General features: G+C 72.1%; 22 protein-coding genes and 1 other RNA gene. 20 read left to right on the forward strand and 3 right to left on the reverse strand.

From position 1 onward, the window contains the following. Positions 1–370 precede the first annotated feature (370 nt). On the reverse strand, positions 371–1,159 hold the full coding sequence (locus tag VGX25_RS09255; protein ID WP_326917220.1) for an SURF1 family protein: 789 nt from the start codon (positions 1,157–1,159) through the stop codon (positions 371–373). Between the two features lie 36 nt (positions 1,160–1,195). Between VGX25_RS09255 and cobC the strand changes: the two genes are divergently transcribed. The 20 genes from cobC to VGX25_RS09355 all read left to right on the forward strand — a co-directional run bounded on the left by cobC (position 1,196) and on the right by VGX25_RS09355 (position 20,158). Then, positions 1,196–2,308, forward strand: a complete 1,113-nt coding sequence (gene cobC, locus VGX25_RS09260) for an Rv2231c family pyridoxal phosphate-dependent protein CobC (RefSeq protein ID WP_326917221.1) — start codon at positions 1,196–1,198, stop codon at positions 2,306–2,308. 2 nt (positions 2,309–2,310) lie between these two features. Continuing rightward, the gene (locus VGX25_RS09265; RefSeq protein WP_326917235.1) at positions 2,311–3,135 is read left to right on the forward strand and encodes a Nif3-like dinuclear metal center hexameric protein; all 825 of its coding nucleotides are present in this window, start codon (positions 2,311–2,313) and stop codon (positions 3,133–3,135) included. Continuing rightward, the gene (locus VGX25_RS09270; RefSeq protein ID WP_326917222.1) at positions 3,132–3,869 is read left to right on the forward strand and encodes a zinc ribbon domain-containing protein; all 738 of its coding nucleotides are present in this window, start codon (positions 3,132–3,134) and stop codon (positions 3,867–3,869) included. Before VGX25_RS09265 ends, VGX25_RS09270 begins: the two co-directional genes overlap by 4 nt. Before the next feature lie 2 nt (positions 3,870–3,871). Then, positions 3,872–4,942, forward strand: a complete 1,071-nt coding sequence (locus tag VGX25_RS09275) for a bifunctional RNase H/acid phosphatase (RefSeq protein WP_326917236.1) — start codon at positions 3,872–3,874, stop codon at positions 4,940–4,942. Between the two features lie 22 nt (positions 4,943–4,964). Further along, an RNA gene (rnpB, locus tag VGX25_RS09280) (RNase P RNA component class A) lies at positions 4,965–5,348 on the forward strand. A gap of 341 nt (positions 5,349–5,689) precedes the next feature. Then, on the forward strand, positions 5,690–5,965 hold the full coding sequence (locus VGX25_RS09285; RefSeq protein ID WP_326917223.1) for a hypothetical protein: 276 nt from the start codon (positions 5,690–5,692) through the stop codon (positions 5,963–5,965). Between the two features lie 20 nt (positions 5,966–5,985). After that, positions 5,986–6,459, forward strand: a complete 474-nt coding sequence (locus VGX25_RS09290) for a hypothetical protein (protein ID WP_326917224.1) — start codon at positions 5,986–5,988, stop codon at positions 6,457–6,459. Next, positions 6,440–9,448: an ATP-binding protein gene (locus VGX25_RS09295; protein WP_414635743.1), complete on the forward strand. Its 3,009-nt coding sequence runs from the start codon at positions 6,440–6,442 to the stop codon at positions 9,446–9,448. The genes VGX25_RS09290 and VGX25_RS09295 overlap by 20 nt, the downstream gene beginning before the upstream one ends. 5 nt (positions 9,449–9,453) lie before the next feature. Then, positions 9,454–11,424, forward strand: coding sequence for a magnesium transporter (locus VGX25_RS09300; RefSeq protein WP_326917238.1), 1,971 nt, complete (start codon positions 9,454–9,456; stop codon positions 11,422–11,424). A 1-nt stretch (position 11,425) separates the two neighbouring features. After that, positions 11,426–12,073, forward strand: a complete 648-nt coding sequence (locus VGX25_RS09305; protein ID WP_326917225.1) for a hypothetical protein — start codon at positions 11,426–11,428, stop codon at positions 12,071–12,073. Between the two features lies 1 nt (position 12,074). Continuing rightward, entirely contained in the window at positions 12,075–13,082 is a 1,008-nt protein-coding gene (locus VGX25_RS09310) for a C40 family peptidase (RefSeq protein ID WP_326917226.1), read from the forward strand. A 20-nt stretch (positions 13,083–13,102) separates the two neighbouring features. After that, on the forward strand, positions 13,103–13,585 hold the full coding sequence (locus tag VGX25_RS09315; protein WP_326917227.1) for a hypothetical protein: 483 nt from the start codon (positions 13,103–13,105) through the stop codon (positions 13,583–13,585). Positions 13,586–13,619: 34 nt separating this feature from the next. Further along, entirely contained in the window at positions 13,620–13,883 is a 264-nt protein-coding gene (locus tag VGX25_RS09320; protein ID WP_326917240.1) for a hypothetical protein, read from the forward strand. 34 nt (positions 13,884–13,917) lie between these two features. Beyond that, on the forward strand, positions 13,918–15,333 hold the full coding sequence (locus VGX25_RS09325) for an RNB domain-containing ribonuclease (RefSeq protein ID WP_326917228.1): 1,416 nt from the start codon (positions 13,918–13,920) through the stop codon (positions 15,331–15,333). 13 nt (positions 15,334–15,346) lie between these two features. Next, complete coding sequence (npdG, locus tag VGX25_RS09330; protein ID WP_326917229.1) at positions 15,347–16,015, forward strand: NADPH-dependent F420 reductase; 669 nt, start codon at positions 15,347–15,349, stop codon at positions 16,013–16,015. Between the two features lie 15 nt (positions 16,016–16,030). Next, on the forward strand, positions 16,031–16,447 hold the full coding sequence (locus tag VGX25_RS09335; protein ID WP_414635744.1) for a DUF4326 domain-containing protein: 417 nt from the start codon (positions 16,031–16,033) through the stop codon (positions 16,445–16,447). Continuing rightward, on the forward strand, positions 16,422–17,189 hold the full coding sequence (locus VGX25_RS09340) for a helical backbone metal receptor (protein WP_326917230.1): 768 nt from the start codon (positions 16,422–16,424) through the stop codon (positions 17,187–17,189). Before VGX25_RS09335 ends, VGX25_RS09340 begins: the two co-directional genes overlap by 26 nt. Positions 17,190–17,523: 334 nt before the next feature. Further along, positions 17,524–18,996 (forward strand): plasmid pRiA4b ORF-3 family protein, encoded by a 1,473-nt coding sequence (locus VGX25_RS09345; protein WP_326917231.1) that lies wholly within the window; start codon positions 17,524–17,526, stop codon positions 18,994–18,996. Between the two features lie 122 nt (positions 18,997–19,118). Then, positions 19,119–19,964, forward strand: a complete 846-nt coding sequence (locus VGX25_RS09350; RefSeq protein ID WP_326917232.1) for a helix-turn-helix transcriptional regulator — start codon at positions 19,119–19,121, stop codon at positions 19,962–19,964. Between the two features lie 8 nt (positions 19,965–19,972). Continuing rightward, positions 19,973–20,158, forward strand: a complete 186-nt coding sequence (locus tag VGX25_RS09355) for a DUF397 domain-containing protein (RefSeq protein WP_326917233.1) — start codon at positions 19,973–19,975, stop codon at positions 20,156–20,158. On the opposite strand, the gene VGX25_RS09360 is transcribed toward VGX25_RS09355, so the two are convergent. Continuing rightward, positions 20,144–22,231 carry a UvrD-helicase domain-containing protein gene (locus VGX25_RS09360; RefSeq protein ID WP_326917234.1) on the reverse strand — a complete coding sequence of 696 codons (2,088 nt, stop codon included), beginning with the start codon at positions 22,229–22,231 and terminating at the stop codon, positions 20,144–20,146. The two genes, VGX25_RS09355 and VGX25_RS09360, sit on opposite strands and share 15 nt — an antisense overlap. An 11-nt stretch (positions 22,232–22,242) precedes the next feature. After that, the coding region (locus tag VGX25_RS09365; RefSeq protein ID WP_414635745.1) for a 5-methylcytosine restriction system specificity protein McrC at positions 22,243–22,847 on the reverse strand (605 nt) is incomplete at its 5' end.

The following is a 22,847-nucleotide window of genomic DNA, read 5'->3' on the forward strand; positions in this document are numbered from 1 at the left end:
GGGGGTGGTGGGCTGACGACGCCTGCGGGCAGGGCTCGTTCCTCGCCCCTGCCCTTGTCGTCGTGTGGCGGCCGCCCTCGCCAAAGATTTGCCGACCTCGGCGCAGTTTCGAAATGCGCTTCAGACGCGGTGCTCGGCGGCTTCCTCGGCGGCGATCTGTGCGGCTACTGAGCGCCGGCCCGGGCGCCTTCGGCGCCGGCCTCGGGTCGGGTTGCTGGGTGGTTGTGGGCCGGTGTGGGGGGTTGGGTGTTGTGGGTGGTGGGCTGACGGCGCCTGCGGGCAGGGCTCGTTCCTCGCCCCTGCCCTTGTCGTCGTGTGGCGGCCGCGCTCGTCAAGGATTGGCGACCTCGGCGCAGTTTCGAAATGCGCTTCAGACGCGGTGCTCGGCGGCTTCCTCGGCGGCGATCTGTGCGGCCACTGAGCGCCGGCCTCGTTCGGGTCGGGGTTGGGCGAGTGCGCCGCCGGGTCTGATCTCCCGCCAGCTGAAGTAGGCCCAGCCCAGCAAGGCCATTGTGCCGAAGGCAAGCCATTGGAGCGCGTAGGACAGGAATGGTCCGGCTTCCAGTGGGGGGAGCGGCAGCGGGCCGAGGACGCCGGGGCTGCCGCTCTCCAGTTGGAGGTAGCCGGGCCGGATGGCCAGGCCGGTGGCCGCGGCCACGGTCCGCGAGTCGACCGCGTACACCTGCCGGCGGCCGGCCTCGGTGAACGCCGCGCGGTGCTGCGGATCGGTCTCGTCGACCCGGAGCCGGGCCACCAGGTCGACCCGGCCGGCCGGCGGCGCCGGGTAGTCGGGGATCTGCGACTGCTGGTCGGGCCGCACGAAGCCGCGGTCCACGAGCACGACCGAGCCGTCGGTCAGCCGGAACGGGGTGAGCACCTCGAACGCCGGCTCGCCGAGCACGGTGCGCAGCCGGGCCAGCGCCTCGCCCTCGGGAAGGTAGCTCCCGCTCAGCGTGACCAGCCGCCACTCGGCGGACACCGTGCCCAGCGGGGCGGGCGCGGCGGCGAACGAGCTCTGCAGCGCGGCGTTGGTGGCCCCGCGCTCCTCGTGCCGGCGGAACTGCCAGGGCGCGAGCAGGGTGAAGCAGGCCGTGGCGAAGATCAGCACGAGTGCCGTCACCACCAGCCACCCCGGCCGCAGCAGGTACCTCAACCGCACGGTTCAACGGTAGGCCAGCTCATTAGACTCGCCCCGATGACCCACGACGTGTTCGATCCGCTGCGCCACCACGGCGACGTCGACGCCGAGCCCGGGTTGCTCGACTTCGCGGTCAACGTTCGGGGTCAGCGGCCGCCGCAGTGGTTGCTCGACCGGTTGACCGTGGCGCTTGACCGGATCGGCCGGTACCCGTCGGCGCGCGACGACGCGCGCGCCAGGGCCATGGTGGCCGACCGGCACCGCCGCCGGCCCGAGGAGATCCTGGTCCTGGCCGGCGCGTCGGAGGGTTTCGCGCTGCTGCCCAACCTCCGCCCGACCCTGGCCGCGATCGTGCACCCGTCGTTCACCGAGCCGGAGGTCGTGCTGCGCAACGCCCGGGTGGCGGTGCGGCGGGTCATCCTCGAGGCCGACGACGGGTACACCCTGGCGCCCGAGCGCGTGCCCGCCGAGGCCGACCTGGTGGTCGTCGGCAACCCCACCAACCCCACGTCGGTGCTCCACCCCGCGGCGACCCTGCGCCGGCTCGCCCGCCCCGGCCGGGTCCTCCTCGTGGACGAGGCGTTCATGGACGCCGTCGTCGGCGAGACCGAGTCCCTCGCCGATACCACCGACGTCCCCGGCCTGATCGTGTTGCGCAGCCTCACCAAGACCTGGTCCCTGCCCGGCCTGCGGGCCGGTTACGCCATCGCCGAGCCGGCACTGCTCGCCCGGCTCGCCGCGAACCGTCCACAGTGGCCGGTCGGCACCCTGGTGCTCGAGGCGGTCACCGCGTGCAGCGAGCCGCTGGCCGTTGCCGGGGCCGAGCTGGCCGCCATGGACCTGACCGCGCACCGGGACCGGCTCGCCGCCGCGCTCGCGGCCATCCCCGGCGTCGCGGTGCACCTCCCGGCCAGCGCGCCCTTCCTGCTGCTTCGGGTGCCCAACGGTGAGCGGGTCCGGGCCGGGTTGCGCCGCCGCGGCATCGCGGTGCGCAGGGCGGACACGTTCCCCGGGCTCACCGGCGATCACCTGCGGGTGGCGGTCAAGCCCGACGAGCAGGCCGCCGCGCTGGTCGCCGCACTGCGGGCCGAGCTCACGGCGGGGGGTGGGCCCGACCCCCTGCCCCCCGCAGGGGGTCGGGGGCGGGAAAGCACTGAGGTAACCCCGTGAGGATCGCCGAGGTCATCGAGGCGCTGGACAAGGCCTACCCGCCGGAGCTCGCCGAGGACTGGGACGCGGTCGGCCTGGTCTGCGGCGACCCGGCCGACGAGGTGTCCCGCGTACTGGTCTGCGTCGACCCCGTCGAGTCCACAGTGGACGAAGCGGTGGAGCACGGCTGCGAGCTGATCGTCGCGCACCACCCGCTGCTGCTGCGTGGCGTGCACGGCGTCGGAGCCGACACCCCGAAGGGTGGCCTCGTGCACCGGATGATCCGCACCGGCGTCGCCCTGTTCTGCGCGCACACCAACGCCGACGCGGCCGACCCCGGCGTCTCCGACGCGCTCGCCGCGGCCATCGGGCTGTCCGTCGTCGGGCCGCTCAACCCGCGCGCCGACGGCCGCACCGGTATCGGCCGGCTGACCGAGCTGGCCACCCCGGAGCCGTTCGGCGCCTTCGTCGAGCGGGTGGCCGCGGCACTGCCGGGCACCGCGGGCGGGGTGCGTGCCGCCGGCGACCCCAACCGTCTCATGAGGACGGTCGCGGTGTCGGGCGGGGCGGGCGACTCCTACCTCGACGCCGCGCTGGCCGCCGGCGTGGACGCCTACGTCACCGCGGACCTGCGGCACCATCCGGCCGGCGAGCACCTGGCGCGGGCGGGCGCGCCGGCCCTTGTCGACGTCGCGCACTGGGCGAGCGAGTGGCCGTGGTGCGAGCAGGCGGCCGGCATCCTGCGCGCGTCCTTCGGCGGTACGGTCAACGTTCGCGTCTCCACCCGCCGCACCGATCCATGGACGATCGGCGTGGCGCCAGCACGAACCGGGAGGGTTCCACGGTGAAAGCCGATCCGGCCGTACAGCGGCGCTTACTCGAGCTGGCCGACATCGACGCCGAGCTCTCCAGGGTCGAGCATCGCCGCCGGACCCTGCCGGAGCTCGCCGAGATCGCCACCGCCGAGCTGTCCGTGCGGCACAAGCGGGACGCCCAGGTGGCCATCCAGACCACGCTCACCGACCTCGACCGCGAGGTGAAGCGGCAGGAGAAGGAGATCGACGCGGTGCGGGCGCGGGAAGACCGGGACCGCAGCCTGCTCACCGAGGGCACCGTGTCGGCCAAGCAGCTCACCGACCTCGAGCACGAGCTGGCCACGCTGCAGCGCCGGCAGAGCGCGCTCGAGGACGACCTGCTCGAGCTGATGGAGCGGCGCGAGGCCGTCGAGCTGGACGGCCAGCGGTCCGGCGTCGAGCTGGCCAAGGCCGAGGAGGCGCTGGCCGACGCGCAGCGGCGCCGGGACGAGGCGCTCGCCGACCTGGAGACCACCCAGGCCCGGCGCGACGCCGAGCGCGCCAAGCTGGTCCCGGAGATCCCCGAGGCGTTGCTGCGGCTCTACGACCGGGTGCGGGCCTCGAAGGGGATCGGCGCGGCGCCGCTGCGGGCCCGGCGGTGCGGCGCCTGCCGCCTCGAGCTGGACCGTGCCGCGATCTCGAGGATCGCCAGCGCGCCCGCCGACGAGGTCGTCACCTGCGAGGAATGCGGGGCGATCCTCGTGCGCACCCCGGAGTCGGGCCTGTGAGGGTGATCGTCGAGGCCGACGGGGGATCCCGCGGCAACCCCGGCCCGGCCGGCTACGGCGCGGTCGTGCGGGACGCAGACACCGGCGAGGTGCTCGTCGAGCGGGCCGAGGGCATCGGCGTCACCACCAACAACGTGGCCGAGTACCGGGGTCTGGTGGCCGGGCTGCGGGCCGCGGCCGAGCTGGGCGCGAACACCGTCGACGTGCGGATGGACTCCAAGCTGGTGGTCGAGCAGATGTCCGGCCGCTGGAAGATCAGGCACGCGGCCCTGCAGCCGCTCGCCCTCCAGGCCCGGCAACTGGCGCGAGGGTTCGACCGGATCCGCTACGAGTGGATTCCGCGCGAGCGCAACACGCACGCCGACCGGCTGGCCAACGAGGCCATGGACGCGCAGGCGGGGATCACCCGGGGAAAAGCTGAGCGGCCCGTTCGCTGGACCGGGGCAACGGGCACCCCGACCCGGATGCTCCTGCTGCGGCACGGCCAGACCAGCCTGTCGGTCGAGCGCAGGTACTCCGGCCGGGGCGACCGGCCGCTGACCGAGGTCGGCGTGCGCCAGGCGAAGGCGGCGGCGCTGCGGCTGGCCGGCATGTCCGGGGTGGACGCGGACACGCCGATCGTGTCCTCCCCGCTCGACCGGGCGCGGACCACCGCCGAGGCCGTGGCGGCGGCCACCGGCGGCGCCGTGGTCACCCACGACGGGCTGCTGGAGACCGACTTCGGCGCCTGGGAGGGGCTGACCTTCGCAGAGGCCGCCGAGCGCGACCCCGAGCTGCACGCCAGCTGGGTGGCCGACAGCTCGATCCCGGCGCCCGGCGGGGAGAGCTTCGACGCCGTGCACCACCGGGTGCGCCGGGTGCGCGACGAGCTGATCGCCGCGCACGGCGGCACGACACTGATCGTGGTCAGCCACGTCACCCCGATCAAGTCGCTGCTGCGGATGGGCCTGGACGCCGGCCCCGCGCTGCTGTTCCGGTTGCACCTGGACCTGGCGTCGCTGTCGATCGTGGAGTTCTACCCGGACGGCAACGCGTCGGTCCGGCTCGTCAACGACACCTCTCACCTGGCGTGACGGGTACCCTGTGCACCGCGGGCGAGTCGGCGGGGCGGCCGCGGCGGTGAGCGACTCACCGCCGAGGAAAGTCCGGACTCCGCAGGGCAGGGTGGTTGCTAACGGCAACCCGGCGCGAGCCGCGGGATAGTGCCACAGAAAGCAGACCGCCTGGCGGAGACGCCAGGTAAGGGTGAAACGGTGGTGTAAGAGACCACCAGCACCCCGGGTGACCGGGGTGGCTCGGTAAACCCCACCCGGAGCAAGGCCAAGAGGGAGCCGCGAGGCTCCTGCGCAGGCGATCGAGGGCGGCCCGCCCGAGCCTGCGGGTAGGCCGCACGAGCCTGCCGGCGACGGCAGGCCCAGATGGATGGCCGCCACCGGGGTCTTCCCGGTACAGAATCCGGCTTACACGCCGGCTCGCCCGCCTCAACCCGACTTCTCAGGCAGGGTGGCGTGTCCCCCGAACGGGTTTTCGAAAGACATGGGTTGACGTGGCCTGCCTCGCACCTAGGGTGAGTACGGCACCCACGCAGGAAATGTCCAGGATCTGGACAAACGGGAGGTCGTCACACACGGACACGACACGGCGCCTATCAGGATGTGTGCGCTCCGGCGACCGATCCCGGGCGCCGAGAGGACATGTTTTTACCCAGAGCACCGCTACAGCTACCCCTTGTTATGTCAAACTACTCGTGGATCGCAGCAGAGATCGGCGGCGTGGGAGCGCCCCTCGCAGACCGTGCTCCATGCACTTGGGAGTAAGAAATGATCGCCATGGCCGCCCTCGAGAACGTCGCCCAGCAGCAAGGCGGGCTGGGCACCGGAGGAGTCCGGGAGTGGATTCTCAACAACCTCATCCCGCTGCTGCTGCTCGTCGTCGCCCTGCTGCTGCTCTGGTTGGGCGGTGGCAAGGGGGACAACGCCGGGGTGATGCGCCGGCTGGGCGGGATCATCGTCGCCCTCGCCATCATCGGACTGGCCGTCACGACCGACGCGGGTAAGAACATCGGTACGTGGATCGCCGGCCTGTTCACGGGCTGATCAAGTAGGGGGAATCGCCCGTGCGCATTCGGACTGACGACGAGGTGTACCGGGTCGACGCCGTGTGGCTCGGCCCGCCCAAGGCCACGTTCCCGTGGCGGGCCCGGTATGTGGCCTGGGGCGTGGGCACCGTCGTCTTCCTGTTCGTGCTGACCGTGTTCAGGCAGATGGGGATCAGCCTGTTTTGGGCCATCGCCTGGGGACTGGTCGTCACGATCGGCATCACTATGATCATTTGCGCGCGGATCAGCCACGAGCGCCCGCTGGGTGCCGTGCTGACCATGTGGATCCGCGAGCTCACGGCGCCACGAGAGGTCGTGACCGGTCGCGGGGGCGCCGTGAGCGCATCCGCGATCCGGGTGCATACCCAGCGGCCGCGCCGCAAGCCCCGCAGGCGCGACCGCGACGCACTCGATTCTGCCGCCCCGCCGGGACCTCATCCCCCCCGGCAGGCTCGTCCGATGGAGGTTGGCGGTGTTTGGACGCCGAGGTAAGCGGCACCGCGAGCTCACGCCCTACCAGGCGGTCCTCGCGCATTCCGGTTCCTACGGCCGGCACGCGGCGCCCGACCGCGGCGAGCCGGCCAGGGTCCCGATGCCGGTCGAGTACCGCAAGGCCGTGGCCCCCGGTAACGGGAACGGCAACGGAACCGTGAACGGGAAGAAGAGCCGCCGCCTTCCCGGCGAGCAGGCCATCCCCTCGTACACCCCGCTGATCGCCGCCCGCAGCATCGACGGGCACCTGCTGCGCACCGGGCACGACGTGTTCGCCTGGTACCGGCTGGCGCCGCAGCGCTGGTCGTTTCGCTCCGACTCGCAGCGCCAGGACCTGATCGCCGCGATCGCCGGCCAGTACGCCGAGCTGCACGGGCGCTGGCTGCACCTGCGGGTGACCACGCGGCCCTACCCGATCCGGATGTGGGCCGAGGCGCATGTGCACAACGCGGTGAACCGGCTGCCGGACACGCCGGGCGCGCTGTCCTTCGACGACTACCTGATCGGCGAGCAGCAGCAGCTGATGGGCCGCTCCATGGCCGAGAAGGAGGTCTACCTCGGCGTCCAGGTGCAGACCCGCAACATGGTCGACCGGGCCGTCGAGCGGGCCGCTCCGTTGCTGCGCAAGGTGTTCCCGGCCGCGGTGGACGCCGAGCTGGTCGCGCTGGACAGCGAGGTGGAGCACCTCGACCAGGTGATCGGCTCGGCCGGGCTGGAGGGCCGCCCGGCGACGGCCGAGGAGATGTCCTGGCTGATGCACCGGTCCTGCTCGCTGGGCCTGCCGGCGCCGCGCAACCTGCCCGCGGTGCCCGGGGCGGCCTGGGAGCCGGAGGATCTGGCCAGCTTCACCGATGCCGCCGACTTCCACCAGGAGCCGTACTCGCCGACGCTGACCGTGCGCGGCCGCACCGGCTCCAACGCCGGCGTGACCCGGCACGTCGCCGTGCTCACCGTCGGCCTGATGCACGGCCTGCAGATCCCCGAGGTGGACGACCCGTGGGTGCAGCGCTCCGACCGGCTGCCGGCGAGCGTGGAGTGGTCGGCGCGGATCTACGTGCGCCGCCCGGAGGAGGTCTCCGGCGAGCTGCAGCGGCAGATGAACAAGGTCCGCTCGCAGGTCAAGCACTACACCGACGAGCACGAGCTGGAGCCGCCGCAGTCGCTGGCCCGGCAGGCGTCCCGGGTGCTGGAGATCGACGACGAGATGACGTCGGGCTTCACCCAGCTGGCCACCCGGGTGCGGTCCTGGTGGCGGCTGGCGGTGTCCGGGCCCACCGAGCGCGACGCGCTGCGCCTGGCCCAGCAGCTGCTCGACCTGTACAAGCCCAAGGTCGCCATCGAGCACCCGGAGGCCCAGTACGCCATGGCCCGGGAGTTCATCCCGGGTGAGCCGCTGGCGTCGAGCGCCTACCTGCGCCGCGGCTCGGTGGTGTGGGCGGCCTCGGCCGTGCCCACCGCCACCGCCGAGGTGGGCGACCGGCGCGGCATCCTGCTCGGCGAGACCTGCACGGCCACCCGCCGGCCGGTGGCCTGGGACCCGTGGATGGCCCAGGAGATCCGGGACGGCTCCGGCCTGACCGCCATGGTGGCCGGGCTCGGCGGCGGCAAGTCCTTCCTCGGCGGCGGCATCGTCTACAAGACGCTGCGGGCCGGGGCCTACTGGACGGTGCTCGACCCGTCCGGCCCGCTGGCCCGGCTGTGCGACCTGCCGGAGCTGCGGCCGTACGCCCGGCCGATCAACCTGCTCAATGCCCAGCCCGGCATCCTCAACCCGTACCGGGTGGTGGCCGAGCCGTACTACGACCACTTCCTCGACGAGGAGGATCCGGAACGGGCGTGGCGAAGGGAAAAGGCCCTCGCCGCGGCCACCCGCCGGCGTCTTGTGCTGGACGTGCTGACCGGCCTGCTGCCCTACGACGTGGCAAGGATGCCGCAGACCCGGATCGTGCTGCTGCGGGCGGTGCGCACGGTCGGCGGCCGGGCCGACGCCGACCCCAGCCTGGTGTTCGAGGCGCTGCGCCGCGACGCCAGCGAGCACCACGAGCACGCCGTGGTGGTGGCCGACTTCCTCGACGAGATGCGCGAGCGGATGTCGCTGCTCATCCCGGAGGCCGACGCCGACCCCTACCGTGACGCAAGAGATGACCGGCTGACCGTGCTCACGATGGCCGGGCTGACCCTGCCCAAGGACGGCGTGGCCCGCGAGCACTGGACCGACGCCGAGGCGCTCGGCGTGGAGATGCTCAACCTGGCCGCCTGGCTCACCCAGCGCTCGATCTACGAGCGGCCCAAGGACACCCGCAAGGGCGTCTGGATCGACGAGGCGTTCTTCCTGTCCGAGGTGCCGACCGGCCGGGTGCTGATGAACCGGTTCGCCCGCGACTCCCGAAAGTGGAACGTCCGGGTGCTGCTGTCCTCCCAGATCCCGGCGGACTTCCTGCGCATCCAGGGGTTCGTGGCGCTGCTTGACTCGGTGTTCGTCGGCCGGCTGGACGACGACCAGGCCCAGGAGGACGCGCTGCGGCTGCTGAAGGTCCCGGTTGGGGCCGGCTACGAGCAGGTGATCGCCAGCCTCGGCCGGCGGCCGGGCACGGACCGCAGCGTCGAGCGGGACCTGGCGCCGCGCCAGTTCATCTTCGGCGACGGCGCCGGCGGCGTGGAGCGCATCCGCATCGACCTGTCCGGGCCGCACCTCGATCATCTGCGGGCGGCGCTGGACACCACGCCGGACGCGCTGCGCGACAGCACACCGGGCGCGGTCGTGCCGGCCGAGCAGCCGGCGCCCGCTGTGCCGGCCGAGTACGAGCTCCAGCCGCCGGTCGACGGCACCGAGCAGGGCGACCTCGAGTTCGAGATGGCGGCGGACTTCGAGCTCGGGCTCACCGACGAGGACCTCGACGGCCACCAGAACGTCCCGGTCGACCCGGCCGGTCAGGAAGTACGCGAGCAACGCGGCAACAAGAACGGCAACCGAGAGGATGCCGCGTGAGTTTGATGATCGTGGTGGCGCTGGCCGCCGCGCTGTGGTGCGCAGTGCGGCGGCGGCGCAGACGTGAGCAGCCGATGCGCGGCCGTGGCCGTGCTCTGCTGCTCATTACCGCGATTCTCGGTTTCAACCTGGCCATCGGTGGCCCGGCGATGGCGCAGGAAAGCTGCGCGCAGGCGCCCAACCCGGAACGGCCCGGCGCCGGCATGGTCGGGGCCCTGGATCCGCCGCAGGGCCAGGGCGAGGCCGACAGCCCGTACCTCAACTACGGCTACGCCGGGATGGTGTGGCACGTCTACGAGGACAACTGCGGTCCACTGTCCAAGACCGTCACCGATCCCAGCACCACGATCGACACCTGGGCCGGCAACGAGCTGTTCTCGATGGGCAAGAACCTCGTCGGCGCCACCAACTCGCTGCACTACACGCTGCTCAACGGCGGCGTGCTCGGCGGCCTCAACGAGCAGATCGGCAAGGCCGCCAGCGCCGTGTTCGACAACATCTACATGCAGCTGTTCAGCCTGTTCATGCTGGTGCTGGCGGTCATGCTGTTCCGCCAGATCTGGCGCGGCGACCTGGCAACGGTGAGCAAGCGGGCGCTGTTCGCCCTCGGCGGGATGTGGCTGGCCGCGTCGACCCTGGTGCTGGTCAACAACTACGGCCGCATCGACGACGCCATCGTCAAGACCACCACCGGCATCCAGGCCGGGTTCGTCGATCCTGACGAGGACCGGATCGTCCGCGACGTGCTGCCGACCGACCTGCACACCAAGGTGGTCTACGAGAACTGGCTGCGCGGCGAGTTCGGCAAGCCCGACGCCCCGCAGGCCACCGAGTTCGGCCGCCGGCTGCTCGACGCTCAGGCGTGGACCTGGGAGGACGTGCGGCAGGGCAAGGACGCCGACAACGCCACCGAGAACGCCAAGAAGGAGGAGTACAAGAAGATCGCCACCCAGCTCGGGCCGGCGACCGGGTACTTCAAGGGCACCGACGGCAGCCGGGTCGGCTCCGGGTTCCTCGCCCTGCTGCAGGCCATCGTGTACTCGCTGTTCCAGCTCCTGGCCAAGCTGTCGGTGCTGCTGGCCCAGCTGCTGCTGCGGATCCTGACGCTGACAGCGCCGATCATCGGCCTGGTCGCGCTGATCCACCATGACATCCTGCGCAAGGTGGGCAAGGCGGTCGGCGCGGTCGTGCTCAACGTGCTGATCCTGGCCATGCTGGCCGGCGTCCACTTCAAGTTCCTGCAGCTGATCTTCTCCGCCGACGCCAAGCTCTCGCTGCTCACCCAGATGCTGCTCGCGGCCATCGTCACCCTGGTCTTCCTGCTGGTCGGCCGGCCGATGCGGCGGATGTGGCAGATGATCGAGCTGTCCGTCGGCGCCGCGGGGGCGGCGGTCCCGTCCCGCAGCAGCGGGCTGTTCTCCCGGTTCCGCGGCCGCAAGTCGGCCGAGCCAACCCCGCAGGACCTGTTCTGGGAGAACCTGCGCGGCGCCGAGCTCGACGGTGAGCCGGCCGCCGCCCGCCCGGCTACCCGCCGCCCGCGGCCGGAGGCGAGCAACCCGGTCACCGCGACCGCGGAGCGGCTCGACACCCGGACCGCGATCACCAACGGCGCCCCGCTCGCGCTGCCGCCGGCCGCGCCGCCCACGCGTGCGCTGCCGGTGGAGGCCCAGCGCGTCCCGGCCCGGGTGCTGGTCCGCGCGGCGGCGAGCCGGGTGGTCGACACGGTTCCGGTCACCGACCGCGGCTGGGACCGCGACGAGAGCGTGCTGATCCCGTCCAGGGTGAGCCGCAGAAGCGGCCCCGACCAGTTCGACGCGTCGAGCCCGCCGCCGCGCCCGGCCGAGGTCGAGGAGGTCGCCGGCCGCCCGGTGCACGTGGTGTACCGCCCCTCCCGCGGCCTGGAGGTGGCCGAGTCCCAGCCGCGCCGCATGCCGCTGCGCAGCGGCCCCCGCTACACCGACACGGTGGTGAGGTGACATGCCGATCCGGACGAACCGGGGGCGGGCGGCGGTCTACCGCCGGCTGTGGGGGTGGCCGATGCGGTCGCCCCGGCACCTGATCATCACGGTCACCGTCATCGCGGTGGCCGTCACCGCCATCGGGCTCATCGTGCCGCGGCTGACCGGGGACGACACGCCCCGCTCGGCCGCGGCCACCCTCGGCGGCGCGTCCACGTCGACCCCGGCGGCGCAACCCGCCCAACCCGGCGGCGCCGGCGGCGGCACGCCGGGCGGGGCCAACCCGACCACCCCGCCGTCGGGCTCGACCCTGCCTACCCGGCTGTCCGGGCCGACGCAGTCACCGACGCCGGCCCCGCCGTCGCCCAAGGCGCTGGAGGTCGCGACCGCGTGGGCCAAGGCCTGGGTGAATCACCCGCCGGGCACCACCGTCGAGCAGTGGCTCAACGGGCTGCGGTCGTACACCACCGAGGAGCAGCTCGCGGTGATGGGCAGCGTGGACCTGGAGCGGATCCCGGCCACCGAGGTCACCGGCCCCGCCGTGGCCACCAACTCCTACACCAGCTCGGTGGAGGTGACCGTGCCGACCAACGGCGGGACGCTGTCCATCACGGTGATCAACACCTCGCTCGGCTGGCGGGTCGCGCACTACGAGCAGGCGGCATGACATGCGCAGCGCCTTCGCCGTCGGTGCCCTCCTGGTCACGGTCTTCGTCGTGGTGCTCAGCACCGGCGCGATCAGCACCGTGGTCGAGGGGGACAGGGCGGCCGACACGGCGCGGGCGATGTCCATGTCCTGCAACGCCGCGCTCGGGCCGGTCACCAGCGGCCCGGCCGGCAGCGGCGCGCTGGACGCGGCGAAGCTGACCGAGGAGCAGCGCGGCAACGTGGCGTTGATCATCTCGATCGGCAAGCAGCGCGAGCTCCCGCCGCTGGCCTGGCAGGTCGCGATCCAGGCCGGCATGACCGAGTCCGGGTTGCGCAGCCTCAACTACGGCGACCGCGACTCGCTGGGGATCTTCCAGATGCGCCCGTCGATGGGCTGGGGCACGCCGGCGCAGGTCACCGACCCGGTGTACGCGATCAACAAGTTCTACGACGTGCTGGGGTCCGTGCCGAACTGGAAGGAGCAGCGGCCCGGCGACTCCGCCCAGGACGTGGAGCGGTCGGCGTTCCCGACCCGCTACCACCGGTGGGAGGCGATGGCCGCGCACCTGATCGGCAACGTCGGCGCGGTCCAGGACCCGACCGGATGCGGCCAGGGCGTTGGCAACCTGCTGCCGGCGCCGACCGCCGCGGCCGGCTCGGCCATCCAGTTCGCGTTGGCCCAGCAGGGAAAGCCGTACCAGTGGGGCGCGGCCACCACGCACCAGAACTCGTTCGACTGCTCCAGCCTGATGCTGCAGTCCTACCGGTCGGCCGGGGTCATGCTGCCGCGCACCTCCCGGGAGCAGTGGAAGGCGGGCGCGTACCTGCCCGTCGAGCAGGCCCAACCGGGTGACCTGCTGTTCTGGGCGTACGACACGAGCAACCCGGCGACCATTCACCACGTGGCGATGTACCTCGGCGACGGCAAGATCGTCGAGGCCCAGCAGACCGGCGTCCCGGTCCACATCAGACCGGTGCGCTTCAACGAAGCGGAGTTGATGCCCCAGGCCGTCCGGCCCGGTGTGTAGAGGGGATTCCAGCGGTGACCATGTACACGTCAGACCCGATTCCGCGACCGGCAGGGCCGCCCGTCTCGAGCACGCCGCTGCGCGACGCCCTCGTCCCGGGCCGGCCGGGCGTGCAGGACGCCTACGTGGTCCTGCCGCGCTCGCTGATCGAGACGATGCCCTTGCCGTGGCAGCACGCGATGGTGCAAATTCTCGCCGAGTTCCACCAGGCCTGGGCGCACCTGTCCTGGCCGGAGTACCGCGTGGTGCCGTCCCGCCGCGAGCGCCTGGTCAACCTGGACGAGGACCAGCTCGCCGAGATCGGCTACCTGGTGGAGATCGACGCCGACGGCGAGGTGGTCTACCGCGAACGCGGCGGCAACCCCATCCCCAACCCCGAGGAAACCGAGGTCCTGGTGTCCTGCCTTGACCCGATCCCCACCGACCGGGACAACGCCAACCAGGACACCCCACCCCGCGGCTTCCCCGCCCCGCCCATCCAGCAGCAGACCAACTGGACGTGATCGGTGGGGCCGGCCGGGCCGATAGGGTGCCTTCGTGGCAGCGAAGGCGGTGGCGGGCGGCGAGGGTGATCGCGAGGATGCCACCGGGCTGCCGCTGGTGACCATCGATCCGCCGGGGTCGAAGGATCTCGATCAGGCGGTGCTGGTGGAGACGCGGGCCGGTGGCGGGTTCCGGGTGCACCACGCGATCGGCACCATCTCGCGGCATCCGTCCATGCCGTCCGAAGGCGCGCACCAGGACACCCCACCCCGCGGCTTCCCCGCCCCGCCCATCCAGCAGCAGACCAACTGGACGTGATCGGTGGGGCAGGCCGGGCCGATAGGGTGCCTTCGTGGCAGCGAAGGCGGTGGCGGGCGGCGAGGGGTTTGCCGCGATCCGGACCGAGTTCGGTCTTCCCACCCGGTTTCCGGATCCCGTGCTGGCCGAGGCCGAGCGGGCCGTGTCGACCGCGGGGCGCGACGGGGTGGGTGATCGCGAGGATGCCACCGGGCTGCCGCTGGTGACCATCGATCCGCCGGGGTCGAAGGATCTCGATCAGGCGGTGCTGGTGGAGACGCGGGCCGGTGGCGGGTTCCGGGTGCACTACGCGATCGCCGACGTGGGCTCGTTCGTCACCCCGGGCGGGCCGCTGGACGCCGAGGTGCGCCGGCGCGGCCAGACCATGTACCTGCCGGACGGCAACATCCCGCTGCATCCGACCGTGCTGTCCGAGGGCGCCGCCAGCCTGCTGCCCGGCCAGGTGCGCCCGGCCGCGCTGTGGACGATCGACTGCGACGCCGACGGCGCGCCGCAGCAGACCAGGGTGCGCCGGGCGCTGGTCCGCTCGGTGGCCCAGCTCGACTACGAGACCGTGCAGGCGGCGGTCCGGTCGGGCGACCCGCATCCGTCGGTCGCGGGGCTGCCCGCGCTCGGCCGGCTGCGCCGGGAGCGGGCGGTCCAGCGCGGCGCCGTCGAGCTGCAGCTGCCGGAGCAGGAGGTCGCCCCGGACGGCGCCGGCGGGTGGCGGCTCGTGCTGCGCCCGCGGACCGAGGTGGACGCGTGGAACGCCGAGATCTCCCTGCTGACCGGCATGTCGGCGGCCGCCATGATGCTCGAGGCGGGCATCGGGGTGCTGCGCACGCTGCCCGACCCGGAGGACGGCGCGGTGCAGTGGCTGCGGCGCTCGGCCCGTTCGCTCGGCATCGACTGGCCCCGCGAGATGCGCGCGGCCGAGCTGCTCGCCGGGCTCGACCCGGCGCGCCCGGAGTCGTTGGCGCTGTTCATGGACGCCACCCGGTTGCTGCGCGGCGCCGGGTACACCGTGTTCGACGGCGCCGCACCCGAGCTGGCCACGCACGCCGGGCTCGGCGCGCCCTACGCACACGTGACCGCGCCGCTGCGCCGGCTGGTCGACCGGTTCGCCGCCGAGATCTGCCTCGCCCTTTCGGCCGGGCGGGAGGTGCCGGACTGGGTTCGTGCGGCCCTCGCCGAGCTGCCGCGCCTGATGGAGGCGTCCGATGCGCTGGCGAGCAGGGTGGACCGGGCGTGCCTCGACCAGGTCGAGGCCTGGGTGCTCGGCGACCGGATCGGCCACGAGTTCGACGCGATGGTGTTGCGGGCCGAGGTGGGCGGCGCGGAGGTCTTCCTCACCGACCCGCCGGTGCTCGCCAAGTGCGCCGGCGACGGTCTCTCGGAGGGCGAGCACGTCCGGGTCCGGCTGGTCGAGGCGGACGCGCGGGCGCGCAAGGTGACGTTCGAGCGGGTGTGAGAGGGGACGGCGCGTGGCGGAGCTGACGGATCTGACGGTGGGGGTGCTGGGCGGCACCGGGCCGCAGGGCCGGGGCCTTGCGCTGCGCTGGGCCGTGGCCGGCATCGGGGTCGTCATCGGGTCGCGCAGGGCCGAGCGCGCCGAGTCCACCGCCGCCGAGCTGCGTGAGCGGGCCGGGGTCTCCTCCGTGTCCGGCCGGGACAACGCCGGCTGCGCCGCCGAGGCGGACGTGGTGCTGGTGGCCGTGCCCTGGGAGGGCCACCGCGAGCTGCTCGAGTCCCTGCGCGAGCCGCTCGCCGGCAAGATCGTAATCGACTGCGTCAACCCGCTCGGGTTCGACAAGCAGGGCCCGTTCGCGCTGGACGTGCCGGAGGGCAGCGCCGCCGAGCAGGCCGCCGCGCTGCTGCCGGACTCCCGGGTGACCGCCGCGTTCCACCACGTCTCCGCCGTGCACCTGGCCGACCTCTCGGTGTCCGAAGTGGACACCGACGTGCTTGTGCTCGGCGACGACCGGGAGGCCACCGATCTGGTGCGCGCGCTCGCCGGCGCCATCCCCGGCGTGCGCGGCATCTACGGCGGCCGCCTGCGCAACGCGCACCAGGTGGAGGCGCTCACCGCCAACCTGATCGCGATCAACCGCCGGTACAAGGTGAACGCCGGCCTGCGGGTCACCGACATCTAGGTCAAGCTGGATCGAGTGGAGCTACCGCCCGAGGCCGCCGGCTGGAGCCGGGCCGAGCGCACGCTGGCGACGGCGCTGCGCGACGGTTGGACGGTCGTGGTCAACGTCCGCAAGAGCGGCCCGCACCAGCATCTCGTGCCCTGGCTGCAGGAGATCGGCCGGCTCACCTACGTCGGCCACGCCGGACCGCGGCACTCCTGGCCGGAGTCCGACTTCGCCAACCCCTTCCTCGGCCTGGCCAAGACCGACCGGCCGGGCATGGTCCGCCGGTACCGGGACTGGCTGGCGCAGCAACCCCAACTGCTGCAACGGATCCGCGCGGGTGAGCTGACCGGACGCGCGCTCGGCTGCTGGTGCGCGCCCCAGCCGTGCCACGCCGATGTGCTGGCCGAGGAGGTGAACCGCGGTGCTGCCGACCGACGACCTGGGTGAGCCCGTCCCGCTGCGCGGCGCCCCGACGCGCGTGGTCAGCCTCGTGCCCTCGCTGACCGACGCGATCGAGACCACCGCGCCCGGCCTGATCGCCGGCGCCACCGACTATTGCACCCACCCGGGGTCGTTGGACGTCCCCCGCGTGGGTGGCTCCAAATACCCCCGCGTGGACTCCGTCCTCGATCTCGAGCCGGATCTCGTCGTCGCCAACGCCGAGGAGAACCGCCCCGAGGACGTCGAACGCATCCGCGCGGACGGCATCCCGGTCTGGGTCACCGCCGCCGCCCCCACCGTGCCCGCCGGCCTTGGTTCGGTCCGCCGCCTGCTCACCCAGGGCCTCGGCCTGGCCGAGCCGGACTGGCTGATCACCGCCGAGGAACTCTGGCGCGAGGTAAAACCCTTACACGCCACCGCAATCGTCCCGGTCTGGCGCCGCCCCTGGATCGTCCTCGGCCGCGACACCTTCGCCGGCGACGTCCTGCGCCGGCTCGGCATCGGCAACGTCTACGCCACCCACCCCGACCGCTACCCCCGCCCCCCGCTCGACGAGCTGACCGCCCACCTGCGCACCGGCGCCGCCGACCTGGTGGTCCTGCCCGACGAGCCCTACGAGTTCACCGCGACCGACGGCCCCGATGCCTTCCCAGGGGCCCGCTACGCCCTGGTCGACGGCCGAGCCCTCACCTGGTGCGGCCCCTCACTCGTCCCGGCCCACGACGAGCTCGCCGCCGCTCTGCCCTGACCGCCGAGGGGGAGTGGACTGGACCAATTCACCCGAATGAGGTCTAGACCACTACCCGCCGATGCGGGATCATTGCGGCACGACGCCCCCACACGAGGGTGACGTCACCACCGGGCCCAGCCGGATCCCGCGGCGCCGTCGTGTGCCCCTCGGCTACCAGCCGAGCCGAGGGTCCCTGCGAACACGACCAACGGCCGCACCGCGGGTGTCCATTCTCGGCTGCTGCGCCCTCGGGCCGTCTTGCCGGCGGGGCGTGTCGGCAAGACGGCCCAGTGACGTCGACACGCCGGCCTCGGTCCCCCACCCCGGTCAGGTCCCCGGGCAGGCTTACCGGATGAGCCCTGTGAGCCGAGGACGGAAACCCAAGAAGCGCAAGAAGACTGCCAAGCGACCTGCGCCGGTCGGCCCGCTCGCCACCCTCGAATCGTGTGACTGCCCGGTCTGTACCGGCCAGGAGTTTGACCTGTCCACGTTGATCGATGACCTGCTCGCCGACGCCGCGGGTCTCGCCGAGCGAGCCGACCCGATGGCCGCCGAGCTGCTGGCCGCCGGGTTGGTGGCCCTCTGCGAGCTATCCGGCGAGCCGTTCGATGACGCGCTGGCCGACGGCATCGTTCCCCATATCGAGGACACAGCCACCACCGACGCGCTGATCCTGTTGCTGGCACTCGGTTCGGTAGCCGACGGCCGGGCCGGCAAGGCCGCGGGGGCCGCGGCCGACCGGCTCGCCGCGGCCGGCGTCCCGCGCCCCGGATGGGCCGCCGAGCTGGCCAAGCCGGTGACGGCCGGGGATTGTTGGCGCCTGGCCGACCCCGACGCCAGCGGGTCCCTGCTGGTCTGCACGTTCCACCGGGCCGGGCGGTCGCACGCTCTCATGGTCGGCGTCGATCACGGTGACCGCGGCGCGGCCGCCGGCATCATGCTGCTCGACGCCGCCGAGCTGACCCAGGCAATCGAGCAGGGCGAGCACCCCGCGGCGGTGAAGGAACGCCTGGACCCGGCGGAGCTTCGTTGGCAGGCCGAGTGCGCGCTGGACGCGCGCGCCGCGCACGACGCCGAGACCGGGGAGGCACCGTACAGTGAGCCCGACATTCCGGACTACTACCCCCTGTCCGTGCTGCTGCGCGCCCGGCTGCGCAGGCTGCCCGACTCTGGCAAGCCCAAGCCCGCGCACGCTGGCGGAACAGTATCCGCGCTCCGCCTGCGAGGCACACCCAAACGCAAGGTCCCGCCGAAGCCGACGGCGCGCCCCGGACCCGCGCCGATGTACCAGATGAAGGTGAGTCTGCGCGGCGCCACCCCGCCAATCTGGCGCCGGCTCGAGGTTCCCGCCGACATCAGCCTGGCCCGGCTGCACCTGATCATCCAGGTCGCGTTCGGCTGGGACGGCTACCACCTGCACGTCTTCGAGACGCCCTACGGCGACTTCGGGATCTCCGAGCCCGAGCTGGGCCACCAGCCGCAGGACTCGGTATCGCTGGAGCAGGTCCTGCCCGGCGAGGGCGACCGGATCACCTACACCTACGACTTCGGCGACGGCTGGCGCCACGACATCGTCGTGGAGAAGGTGCTCGATCCGGACGGCTCGGCGACCTACCCGCGCTGCACCGGCGGCCGCAGCGCGGGCCCGCCCGAGGACTGCGGTGGCATCGGGGGTTACGCCTACCTCTTGGACGTGCTCGCGGACCCGTCACACCCGGAGCACGAGGAACGGTTGGACTGGCTCGGACTGGACAGTGCCGAGGAGTTCGACCCCGCGGCCTTCGACGCCGCAACGGTGACCAAGGCGCTGTCCAACCTCGGCTGACCATTGATGGGAAAGCAATGTGACGTTGCTTTCCAACCTCGTTTCGCGGGTGTATCCAGAATTGAGACATACGCCCGATCGTGTAATTTCGGGCCGGGCTGTGCTGCTGATGGGATTCCATCATGACCGACAAGCACAGCGCGTCGCGGGCCCGGGCGCTCGCCGCGGAGCTCCGGGACCTGCGCAGGCAGGCCAAGTTGAACACCCGCGACGCCGCCGATCGCATCGGAATCTCCTCGGCCAGCCTCAATCGCTCCGAGCTGGGCACCAGAATGCCTCCCCCGGAGGAGGTGTCCGCGCTCATGGTGGCCTACGCGGTGACCGGGGTGGCCCGGGAACGGGTGCTGGCACTGGCCAGGGCGGCCAATCCCGCCGGCTGGTGGGAAACCGGCGGAAACGCACTACCCAAACAACTTCCCACGCTGATCACCTTCGAATCCCAGGCCACTCGAATCACGGAGTTCCAGCCGCTGGTCGTGCCGGGCCTGCTGCAGACCCACGCCTACATGCGCACGCTCATGCAGAGCGGCGGGATTCCCGATGACGAGGCGGAACCGCGGGTTGCCGCTCGCGCCGGCCGGCAGACCGTTCTGACCCGCAAGAATCCGCCACGCTACACGACGATCATGGACGAGGCGGTGCTGCGCCGCCCGTTCGGCGGCCGCGCGGTAATGGCTCAACAGATCCGGCGGATCATCGAACTGGCCGAGCTGCCCAACATCACTGTGCAGGTGATCCCGTTCGACCGCGGCGGCTACCCGATCTACGGGCCGTTTGTGCTGCTCCAGTTCGCCAAGGCGCTGGACATCGTGCACCTGGAGCACAAGCAGGCATCCGGGTTCCTGGACGACCCGGGCGACACTGCCCCGTTTCAGCCGCTGACGGATACGTTGAAGGCTGCGGCCCTCGGACCGGCTGAGACCAGCGAGTTCCTGGCGGCCGTGGCGGCCGACTACGACAGGAAGTGAGACACCGCATGGAGTTCGGTCACTCACTGTGGCGCAAGTCCAGCTTCAGTAGCACCGAAACGGCTTGTGTCGAGATCGCTTACCCCGCTGAAGCGGCCACCGTCGGTATCCGCGACTCCAAAGACCCTTCCTGCGACGTGCTGCTGGCCAGCCTCCCGGCCTGGGAGGCGTTCTGGCTTTCAGTGCGGCAGTAGCGGGCTGGGCGTGCCGTGCCACGACACGCGTAGCTCCTCCCTGGCCCTGGTGCACGCCACGAACAGCAGGCAGCGTTCCTGTTGCAGGTCCAGCTCATGGGTGACCGGGTCGTCCTCGGCCGGGGTGATCGCCGACGGCGGCGGCACCAGGTTGCTGGTCAGCCCGATGACCGCGACGTTGCGGAACTCCAGGCCTTTCATCCGGTGCATGGTCCCGACCGCAATCTCCTCCTCCGATGGGCGTGTCCTCGCCAGGTTCACTGCCGGCAGTCCGCCGGCCCGCAATGCCGCGACCGCGTTGTCGACCAGCGCCCCGGATCGGGCCGCGATTCCGATCTGACCGGGCGCCACGCCGCCATCCAGCCAGCCCCGCACGTCGGTCACCAGCTCGGACAACTCGCCCTGACGCGTCGGCGCGGGGTGCAGGCTCGGCGGCTCGCCGTGCACCTCGGATCGGCAGCCGGCCAGGGTGTCCAGGTCTTCGTTCATGTCGTCGATCCGCTGGCCGCGCAGCAGGCCGAAGCTCCAGCCCAGGATCTCCGCCGTGGTGCGGTAGTTCAGCGTGAGCCGCTCAGAGCGCCCGGCGATCGCGATGCCGACCTGCTTGAGCGAGACCCGGTTGCGGTAGATGCGCTGGTGCGTGTCCGCGGCGAGGAACAGATCATTGTCGGCGTGCGGCACGGCGGCCCGCAGCATCCGCCACATCCAGGGATCGAGGTCCTGGCCCTCGTCCACCACGATGTGCCGGTACGGCTTGTCCGCCCGCGCGGCCAGCAGGCGGGCCGCGGCCTCCCGCACGGTCTCATGGGTCCACCGGTCGCGGCGCCGGAGCTCGGCGGTGAACGCGGCGATGGCCTGCCACACCCGCTCTCGCTGCCGCGGCCCGAGCGGCCGTCCCCGCCCGGCCCGGGTCGCGGCGAGGTAGCCGGGCAGATCTGTGATGTCCTGGGCGAGGACCACCTCACGCCACTCCTGAGCCAGGAACGTCTCGCCGAACTCCACGCCGGTCGAGGCGATCACCTCGCCCCACAGGGTGTGCTGGTCCGGCTCGGGAAGAATGGCGAGCCGCCGGCCGCGCTCGGCGGCAACCACCTGGTTCGCCACCTGGTCGACATGCCGGACGTCGATACGGCGCAGCACATCCTCATCCTCGACGAGCATGCGGAGCTGGTCCTCCAGCGAGCCGATCAGGGTCCTGGTGAACGTGGTGACGAGCACCGAACGGTCCACAGTGGACCGCTCGGCGAGGTAATTGGCCCGGTGCAGCACGGCCACCGTCTTGCCAGTGCCGGGGCCGCCGGTGACCCTGGCCGGTCCGGAGAAATGCCCGTAGGCGGCCCGGACCTGGGCCGGGTGCAGGTAGACCCGCCACAGCGCAAACGGGTAGCTGAACACCTCCATCAGCTCGTCCGGGCCACTGACCAGCACCACCTGCTTGCCGGACCGGGCGAGGGCCGCCGTCACGTCCTCGGGGTCGAACTCGCCCGGTTGCACGCCAGTGCCGGCGACCTCGGCCCACACCTCCTCGGGACTCAGCCCGGCCGCCAGGCCCACCAGCACGTCGTACTGCGGCTCCGGCAGCATGGCCCGGGCCGCCTCGAGCTGGTCGACGCTGGTCAGCGAGTGTGCGAACGCCAGCACCTGGTCGTCGATGCCGAGCCGGCGCAGGTCGCCGTCGCCCACCGCACCGAACAACCGCTCGGGGCCTACCGGGGCGGGCGCGGGCAGCGCATCCTCGATGGCCACGGCGTCGCGCAGCTCGATCGCCCCGGTGGCCCGGTTGACGCTGGCGGTCTGCCGCCGCGCCCAGCGGTACGCCTCGTCGTGCGGCAGGACCCGCAGCAGCGTGTAGGAGTCGCCGGACTCCGGCGCGAGCACGATTCCGCGCCAGAACTGGTCGATGCGGATCGAGCGCAGCCGGGAGTCGCGCACGTTGTGGATGCTCTCCAAATGGATGCCGGCGAACGTGGCCTGCTCGAACTTCGCGAACGTCTCGTACACCCGGTCCTGCACCGATCGCTCCAGTGTGCCGAACTCCCGGAGAAACTCCCGGGCGATTCCCAGTGTCGGCACGTCTCCTCCGTTCAGTGACCGGTCAGTTCCCTTGCCAGCGCGTCGATCCTGGCCAGCAGCGGCGTGGGTTGCTCGGTCAGGTCCAGCGCGTGGCACACGATCTCCACCCGGGAGTTGCGCACCCTGTGCCGCTCGGCTTTTCCCAGGGCGTAGACCAGATGCCCGCGTTGCAGCCCGAGCGCGGTGCAGTAGGCCAGCATCTGGTAGAGGTTGTCGTTGTTCCGCTTCATCTTGTACTTGGCGTCCACCACGGCCACGGGCGTCTCGTTCACCGTCCACACGAGATCCATCTCCATGCTGACGGCGCTCGCCTCGTCGAGGTGGTCGGAGTACTTCGGCTGCCAGTGACCGGGTCCCTGCTTGGCCAGGGCCCTACCGAGCGCCACGGCGACGAACTTCTCGAAGATGGTGCTCGGTGTGAACAGGAAGCCGGTAGCCGTGAGCGATCCTGGCGCGTGCTCCGGTGACGTCGCCTCCCACACGACCTCTGCCAGCCGCAGCGCGGCATGGTAGCGGGCGTTGAGCCGGTTGGGCCGCCAGTCCGGCAATTGTCCACTTCGGACAAGAGTGGCCACGTCGGCAAGCCGGGTCCGCAGCGCGTTCAGCCGGCGCCGGC

The organism is Actinophytocola sp. (genome assembly GCF_035942955.1).
GTDB lineage: Bacteria > Actinomycetota > Actinomycetes > Mycobacteriales > Pseudonocardiaceae > DASYTH01.